Genomic DNA, 8,085 nt, shown 5'->3' on the forward strand with positions numbered 1-8,085 from the left:
CTCGAGCATTACACGCAGATCAAATCGGTTCAGGTCGAACTCGGCCCCTACCGGCCCGTGTTCTGAAGGACGAAGGAGAGCGTTCGTGAGTGCCAAGGAATACGACTACATCATCGTCGGTGCGGGGTCCGCGGGCAACGTATTGGCCACGCGGCTCACTGAAGACGCGGATGTCACCGTCTTGCTGCTCGAAGCCGGCGGCCCCGACTATCGCTTCGACTTCCGCACGCAGATGCCAGCCGCCCTCGCCTTTCCGTTACAGGGCCGGCGCTACAACTGGGCCTATGAAACCGAGCCGGAGCCGCATATGGACAACCGCCGCATGGAATGCGGACGCGGCAAAGGTTTGGGTGGGTCCTCGTTGATCAACGGCATGTGCTACATCCGCGGCAACGCCCTCGACTACGATGGCTGGGCTGAAAACAAGGGGCTCGAGAACTGGAGCTACCTCGACTGCCTGCCCTACTTCAAGAAGGCGGAAACGCGCGACGTTGGCCCTAACGCCTATCACGGCGGCGACGGCCCCGTGCACGTCACGACGAGCAAGCCCGGCAACAATCCGCTATTCGGAGCGATGGTGGAAGCCGGCGTGCAGGCCGGCTATCCGCGCACCGACGATCTGAACGGCTATCGGCAAGAGGGCTTCGGGCCGATGGATCGCACCGTCACGGCGCAAGGCCGACGCGCGAGCACCGCGCGCGGCTACCTGGATCAAGCTCGACAGCGATCCAATTTGACGATCGTCACGCACGCGCAGACGGATCGCATTCTGTTCTCGGGCAAGCGTGCAGTTGGCGTCGCGTATCTCCATCACGATACGCAAGTCACGGCGCATGCGCGGCGCGAAGTACTCGTATGTTCGGGAGCGATCGCGTCGCCGCAATTGCTGCAGCGTTCGGGCGTCGGTCCCGGGGAATGGCTGCGCGAACTCGGCGTGCCCATTGTGCTCGATTTGCCGGGCGTCGGCCGTAACCTGCAAGACCATCTCGAGATTTACATGCAGTACGAGTGCAAGGAGCCCGTATCGCTCTATCCGGCGCTGAAGTGGTACAACCAGCCGGCGATCGGATTGGAATGGCTCGTCAATGGCACGGGGATCGGCGCGAGCAATCAATTCGAGGCGGGCGGTTTTGTTCGCACGCGCGACGACGATCCTTGGCCGAACATTCAATACCATTTTCTGCCGATCGCCATTAACTACAACGGATCGAACGCGATCAACATGCACGGCTTTCAGGCGCATATGGGCTCGATGCGCTCGCCGAGCCGCGGCCGGATCAAGCTTCGCTCGCGCGATCCGCGCGCCCATCCGAGCATCCTCTTCAACTACATGGCCGATCCGCTCGATTGGCGCGAGTTTCGTGATGGGATCCGCATTACGCGGGACATCATCGCGCAGCGTGCACTCGATCGATATCGCGGCCGTGAGCTCAGTCCAGGTTCGGCGCTCAAAACGGATGCCGAGCTCGACGCGTTCGTTCGGGCGCATGCGGAGACGGCCTACCACCCGTCCTGCTCGTGTGCGATGGGGTACGACGAGATGTCCGTGGTGGACGCCGAGGGCCGCGTGCATGGTGTCGATGGGCTACGCGTGGTGGATGCGTCGATCATGCCGCGCATCACCACCGGCAATCTGAATGCACCAACGATCATGCTCGCCGAGAAGATCGCCGATCGCATTCGAGGGCGCACGCCGTTGGCACGCGTGGAAGTGCCGTATTACGTGGCGAACGGGACGCCTGCGCGGGCGGGAGCGTCAGGCGCATCGGAGAAGCCGGCGTCCGAACGTTCGCCCGCTCCGGCATCGCCAACGTCTGCCGCATCCATCATCAACTGAACTCATCGACGAGCCCATCATGCCGAATGCCGCTTCCCCGACGCCGTTTCGCGCGAACGCCGCCGCACGCCTCGAACGCCTGCCATTCTCGTCGTATCACCGCACCCTGTTCGTCGTCATCGCACTTGCCTTCTTCTTCGACTCCGTCGATCTAGGCACGATGACATTCGTGCTCGGGTCGATCAAGAGCGAATTCGGTTTGACGACGGCGACGGCCGGGCTCGTCGCCAGCGCAAGCTTTTTCGGCATGGTGGGAGGCGCCGCGGTGGCCGGGCTGCTCGCCGATCGGTTTGGGCGGCGCCCCGTGTTTCAGTGGAGCATGGTGCTGTGGGGCGTGGCCTCGTACCTATGCTCGACGGCGCATAGCGTGGATGCCTTGATTGTCTATCGCATCCTGCTCGGCATCGGCATGGGGATGGAATTTCCCGTTGCTCAAGCCTTGTTGTCGGAATTCGTGCCCACCGCCTCGCGCGGCCGCCTCATTGCGTTGATGGATGGCTTTTGGCCGCTGGGATTCATCACGGCCGGCGTCGTTTCCTACTTCGTTCTACCGAGTTTTGGTTGGCGCACCGTATTTGCATTGCTTGCGCTTCCGGCAGCATTCGTGTTGATCGTGCGGCGAATCGTGCCCGAATCGCCGCGGTGGCTCGAGCATCGCGGCCGGGCGAGCGAAGCGCACTCGGTCCTCTCGTCGATCGAGACCAAAGTCATGCGCGCTTGTCGGATATCGGTTTTGCCGGCCCCGGTGATGGCATTCGATCCGCCGCCGGTGTCGAAAACGCATAGTGCGCTCAGAGAGATCTGGAGTGGCGTCTATCGCACGCGCACGATCATGGTTTGGATCCTGTGGTTCTTCGCGCTGCTCGGTTTCTATGGGCTGACGTCTTGGCTCGGGGCGTTGATGCAACAGTCTGGCCTCGCGGTCGCCAAGTCTGTCCTCTATACGGTTTGGATTTCGTTGGCGGGGATTCCTGGCTTTCTCTGCGCGGCGTGGCTCGTGGAACGCTGGGGGCGTAAGCCGACTTGCGTCGCGTCGCTCGTGGGCGGTGCGGTGATGGCGTATGTGTATGGACAAACCGCGTTGCACGGAGGGAGCGTCGCGCTCGTGATTTGCGCCGGGCTCGGCATGCAGTTCTTCCTGTTCGGAATGTGGGCCGCGCTCTACACCTATACGCCGGAGCTTTACGGCACAGGGGCACGCGCGACTGGATCCGGGTTCGCCTCGGCGATTGGACGGATCGGGTCGCTGATCGGACCTTACGTCGTGGGCGTCGTGCTCCCCACGTTCGGCCAAAGTGGTGTGTTTACGCTCGGCGCTTGTTCGTTTGCGCTAGCCGCCATCGCGGTGGCGGCGATGGGTATCGAGACGAAGGGGCTGGCGCTCGAAGCGCTGGGGCAAGGGGACGAAGCACCAGCCCGGACGGACGGCTATGTCGCCGCGTTCGATGAGGCGAAGTGACTGGCGCGGCTGACTACACGGAGCGTACACGGAACGTTGAGACCGCGCGCACGCTCACTGCGCGGCCATTTCGTGTTCGGCCGCAAGCGCAAGAAAGGCGGAACGTAGCGGGCGCAACCGGCCCACGTCAAGCACGGCTCTTCAGCCACAGCCCGAACTCCTTCATCACCGCCACGACGGGCTGAAGCCGGCGGCCGTCATTCGTCAGCTCGTACTCGACCTTGACCGGTACTTCCGGGAAAACGGTTCGTTTGACGAGGCCCGCGTCTTCGAGTGCGCGTAGGTCAAGCGTCAACATGCGCTGAGAGATGCCAGGTACATCGCGACGCAGTTCGCTGAAGCGCTTCGGGCCGTCGAGCAGATACGACACGAGCAACAAGCGCCAACGGCCACCCAGGAGGCGCATCGCCTCTTCTACCGAACATCCGCTCACACTGCTTTTCATCGAAAAGTTGGGGCCTTGGTATACATTTTGTACCTATATCACAAAATAATGCCTTCTTCCTTTTTTAACGCAGATCCCCGATAGTCGATGCCCATCGCACGTCGTGCGGACTCCGACATTCATTCAAATCTGAAAAAGGATGGGCATGAAGCTTTATTACTCACCCGGAAGTTGCTCGCAGGCGGTTCATATCGTCTTGCGCGAAACCGGACTCGACGCAGAGTTGATTCGGGTCGATCCGCGCAAGCACTTGATCGAAGATGGTCGGGACTTTTATGACGTCGCTGCGCTCGGCTACGTGCCGTTATTGGAACTCGACGACGGCTCTCTCATGCATGAAGGCCCGGTGATCGCGCAATACCTGGCAGACCAGCGCCCGGGCAGCGGACTCGCGCCGGCCAATGGCACGATGGCCCGCTATCGGCTGCAGGAGTGGCTGAACTTCCTGTCCTCGGAAATCCATAAAGGATTCATTCCGCTGCTTTATGCGGCGGCTGCGGGAAAGTACGTCGATACGGCACGGCCAAAACTGAAAAGCCGATTCGAATGGATCGATCGGCAACTGAGCGGCAAGCGCTACCTCATAGGCGAAGCGTTCACCGTAGCCGATGCCTATCTGTTCGCGTTGACCGGTTGGGGCAAGGCTGCGTGGATCAAGTCGGTCTATCACGCCGACATCGATTTGACCTCGCTTGATAACTTGCGCGCATGGTACGACCGAGTTCGAGCCCGGCCGCATGTTCAACAAGTGCTCGCGGCCGAGGGATTGAACGGCTAAAGCCAGATTACGGATCTAGTCCACACGGCGCCAAACCGAAATCGGCACATCGCCGTTCGGCCGCGGCGCCACGCGGTAGCTCAATTCGCCGTCTTTGAGTTCGAAGCTACGCTTCTGCTCTACGTCGAACGCTGGTTTCACTCAGTTGGCTGCGTCAAGCTCGAGGTGACCAGCGCCGATCACCGAGATGCCGCCCATCGCTTTTATGAGCAGGTTTCGCCAGGGACAGGCAGAGGCTTGCCAACAGATCGCTTAACAACAACCAATAGACGTATGAGCCGCCACACTATCGTTCGCGCGCGATGCTAACGATGCCGAAGGATCAATCAGCGTAACGATTGCCTCGCACACCAACTCCGCCCATCGGTGATATTGGCTCGGACCCGGGTGGTAGCGATCCACCGCCATTTCGACAGGATTCGCCGCCCAATTGAGAGAAACATAGCGACGCGCAGCATGTAGCTCAACCCAACGCCGCAGCGCGCTATCCAGCCGAAGCGCATAACGGCCCAGATACCATCGCAACGGATGCGGCGCGGCCGGAAGAATCCGCAACGGCGGCAACCCCGTGACCACCATCCCCATGGCGCCTGTCCGCTCTCGAAGATACTCTTCCAACGCGATGTAATCGCGCAGAAAACCAGCCGGCTTGCGCTGCGACGTTACGTCGTTCGTACCCAGCGCAGTCACGACGTAATCCGCCGGCTCGATTTGGCTGCGCGCCAGCAGCGCCAACGCCTCGCCCGTGTTGACGCCCGACTTGGCGATCAATTGCCAGGCAACCCGGCGCCCCGTGGCAGCCGAAAGCAACCGGGCCACGGGCTGCGCCAAGGCGCGCGCCTGTTCATCGACGCCCACGCCCGCAGCGGAAGAATCGCCCACCACTAAAAGCCGCAAAGGAACGGCGGAGACCCTGCCCTCGCCTTCTACGCCACTGCGAGGCCCCGCCGCCTCCGGCAGCCGAAGCGCGGTGGCCCGCAGCCAGCGCGCCTGGGCAAGCAATACCGGGCCGAGCACGATCTTATAGAGCGTCAACATCGCATTCTTCTGAAAAAAGAACGCGATTGTTCGCCAATCGAAGAACGGCCGTCAAGCGCGCTTCAACTGCTCCCCAACCGGCAGCTTGCGAACACGCGTACCCGTCGCCGCAAAGATGGCATTCGTCACGGCCGGCGCAAGCGCCGCGGTACCCGGCTCGCCGATTCCGCCCGGCGCTTCGTTACTCTGCACCAAATGCACTTCGATCGGCGGCGTCTCATTCATCCGCAGCACGCGATAATCGGTGAAGTTCGATTGCTCGACGCGCCCATCCTTCAACGTAATCTCGCCAAAGAGCACCGCGCTGATGCCGAACACGACACCGCCTTCGATCTGCGCGTCGACCGTCTTCGGGTTCACAGTCATCCCGCAATCGACCGCACACACCACCCGCTTGACGCTCACTTGCCCCTGAGGGTCCACCGCCACATGGGCCACCATCGACAGGTAACTGCCAAACGCATGCATGACCGACACCCCGCGCCCTTCTCCCTTCGGCAGCGGTTCGCCCCAGCCGGCAGCCCGCGCGGCGACATCGAGCACGTTCGCCGCACGCGGCGATTTATCTTTCAGCAAATCGCGCCGGTATTGCACGGGGTCGGCATGTGCTTGCCCGGCAAGCTCGTCGACAAAGCTTTCCACGACGAAGGTGCCTCGCGTCGCACCCACGCCGCGCCAAAATGCCGTCGGTACCGTACGCGGCTCTTGCCGTACATAGTCGACCGTCTGATTCGGTATCGCGTACGGCAATTCGGCGGCCACTTCCACGGCATCGGCATCGACACCGTTTTGCACCGCGCCCGGCGCAAAGCGCGAGAGGATCGACGAACCGACGATGCGATGCTGCCACGCAACGGGCAGCCCGTTCGCGTCGAGCCCAGCCGAAAGGCGGTCGTAGTAGTACGGCCGATACATATCGTGCTGAACGTCCTCTTCGCGTGTCCAGAACACTTTGACAGGTGCATCGACTTGCTTTCCGATCTCGAGCGCCTGCACGATCATGTCGACCTCGAGCCGCCGCCCAAACCCTCCGCCGATCAAATGGTTGTGCACCACGATCTTCTCGAGCGGCAAACCCGTTACCTTCTGGCCCGCTTGTGCGGCGAATCCGGGTACCTGCGTTCCCACCCAGATGTCGCAGCCGTCACGCCGCACATGCACGGTGCAGTTCATCGGTTCCATCGTCGCATGCGCGAGAAACGGTTGTTCATACACCGCATCGACGCGATGCTTAGCCGCACCGATCGCTTTCGCCGCGTCTCCTTCCCGATGCGCCACCGCGCCGTCTTTCTTCGCGGCGGCAGCGGCAAGATCGTCGACGATATCTTTCGTCGAAAGCGTGGCGCCTTCGCCTCCGTTCCACTTGATATCGAGTGCAGCCGCCCCGCTCTTCGCTGCCCACGTGTGATCGCCCACCACCGCAACGGCATGAGTCAGCTTGACCACCTGCCGAACGCCTCGAATTTTCTTGGCATTCGTTTCGTCGACGCTGACGAGCGTTCCACCCAGCACAGGGCAATGCACGATCGCGGCGTAGCGCATACCGGGCACATGCGTATCAAATCCAAAATGGGCAGACCCGTCTACCTTTTGCGGCGAATCGAGGCGGTTCGTCGGCTTGCCTACGAGCGTGAATTCCTTCGCGCTCTTCAGCTTGATGTCTGTCGGTACCGGCAGCTTCGCCGCCACATCGACGAGTTCCCCGTAACCGATACTGCGCCCCGACGCGGTATGCACGATCGCGCCTTGCTGTGCGCAGCAGGCCACCGTATCGACTTTCCAACGCTGGGCCGCGGCTGCGACCAGCAGCGCCCGCGCGGTCGCGCCCGCTTGCCGCATCGGCTGCCACGCATAACGGATCGATGTCGAGCCGCCTGTGATTTGCCCGCCACCCAGCAACGGATCGCCATACAGCTTGGCATTCGGCGGCGCGTGGTCGAGCGCCACCTGATCGAGCGGCACTTCGAGTTCTTCGGCGATCAGCATCGGTATCGCCGTATAAACGCCCTGTCCCATCTCGACCTTCGGCATGATCAGCGTCACGCTACCCTGGCGATCGATACGGATGAAAGCGTTCGGTGCCAGCGTACCCGCTTGCGCTGACGGCGAAGCATCACTGATCTTCACGCCGCGCACACCGTTACCGGCACGCTGCGCAGCCGCGGCCGGCACGCTGAAGCCGAGCAGCAATCCGCCGCCCACGGCCGCACCGACCGTCACCCCAAACTTGAGGAAAGTCCGGCGCGAAACCTCGGCGCCGTTCGATTCGAGGGCATGGCCCGCTTCGAGAAGACCTTGCGACATGTCAGGCCCCCTTCGCGGCATGCTTGATCGCCGCGCGAATACGGTTGTAGGTGCCGCAGCGGCAAATGTTGCCCGACATGGCCGCATCGATATCGGCATCGCTCGGATCGGGATTCGTCGCGAGCAGCGAGGCGGCCGACATCACCTGCCCCGATTGGCAATATCCGCATTGCACGACGTCGATCGTCCGCCATGCCTCTTGCACCTTGCGGCCGGCAGGCGTT

General features: G+C 62.1%; 7 protein-coding genes and 1 pseudogene. 3 read left to right on the forward strand and 5 right to left on the reverse strand.

Going from position 1 to position 8,085, the window contains the following annotated elements; all coding sequences use genetic code 11:
* Positions 1–85 precede the first annotated feature (85 nt).
* Positions 86–1,837, forward strand: a complete 1,752-nt coding sequence (gene betA / locus ACTHL0_RS04925) for a choline dehydrogenase (protein WP_440565474.1) — start codon at positions 86–88, stop codon at positions 1,835–1,837.
* A gap of 19 nt (positions 1,838–1,856) precedes the next feature.
* The gene (locus tag ACTHL0_RS04930) at positions 1,857–3,296 is read left to right on the forward strand and encodes an MFS transporter (RefSeq protein ID WP_440565475.1); all 1,440 of its coding nucleotides are present in this window, start codon (positions 1,857–1,859) and stop codon (positions 3,294–3,296) included.
* A 127-nt stretch (positions 3,297–3,423) separates the two neighbouring features.
* On the opposite strand, the gene ACTHL0_RS04935 is transcribed toward ACTHL0_RS04930, so the two are convergent.
* Complete coding sequence (locus ACTHL0_RS04935; RefSeq protein WP_440565476.1) at positions 3,424–3,741, reverse strand: winged helix-turn-helix transcriptional regulator; 318 nt, start codon at positions 3,739–3,741, stop codon at positions 3,424–3,426.
* Positions 3,742–3,886: 145 nt separating this feature from the next.
* Here ACTHL0_RS04935 and gstA point away from each other — a divergent pair, with 145 nt between their 5' ends.
* Complete coding sequence (gstA, locus tag ACTHL0_RS04940; RefSeq protein ID WP_440565477.1) at positions 3,887–4,519, forward strand: glutathione transferase GstA; 633 nt, start codon at positions 3,887–3,889, stop codon at positions 4,517–4,519.
* 15 nt (positions 4,520–4,534) lie between these two features.
* On the opposite strand, the pseudogene ACTHL0_RS04945 reads toward gstA, so the two are convergent.
* The 4 genes and pseudogenes from ACTHL0_RS04945 to ACTHL0_RS04960 all read right to left on the reverse strand — a co-directional run.
* A pseudogene (locus tag ACTHL0_RS04945) lies at positions 4,535–4,639 on the reverse strand (lipocalin-like domain-containing protein); the annotation flags it as partial.
* A gap of 132 nt (positions 4,640–4,771) precedes the next feature.
* Positions 4,772–5,557, reverse strand: a complete 786-nt coding sequence (locus tag ACTHL0_RS04950; RefSeq protein ID WP_440565478.1) for an SGNH/GDSL hydrolase family protein — start codon at positions 5,555–5,557, stop codon at positions 4,772–4,774.
* A gap of 51 nt (positions 5,558–5,608) precedes the next feature.
* Positions 5,609–7,861 carry a molybdopterin cofactor-binding domain-containing protein gene (locus tag ACTHL0_RS04955; protein WP_440565479.1) on the reverse strand — a complete coding sequence of 751 codons (2,253 nt, stop codon included), beginning with the start codon at positions 7,859–7,861 and terminating at the stop codon, positions 5,609–5,611.
* Between the two features lies 1 nt (position 7,862).
* Positions 7,863–8,085, reverse strand: a 223-nt coding sequence (locus ACTHL0_RS04960) for a (2Fe-2S)-binding protein (RefSeq protein ID WP_440565480.1), incomplete at its 5' end; no start/stop codon positions are given.

It is taken from the genome of Trinickia sp. (assembly GCF_051961175.1).
Classification (GTDB): Bacteria; Pseudomonadota; Gammaproteobacteria; order Burkholderiales; family Burkholderiaceae; genus Trinickia.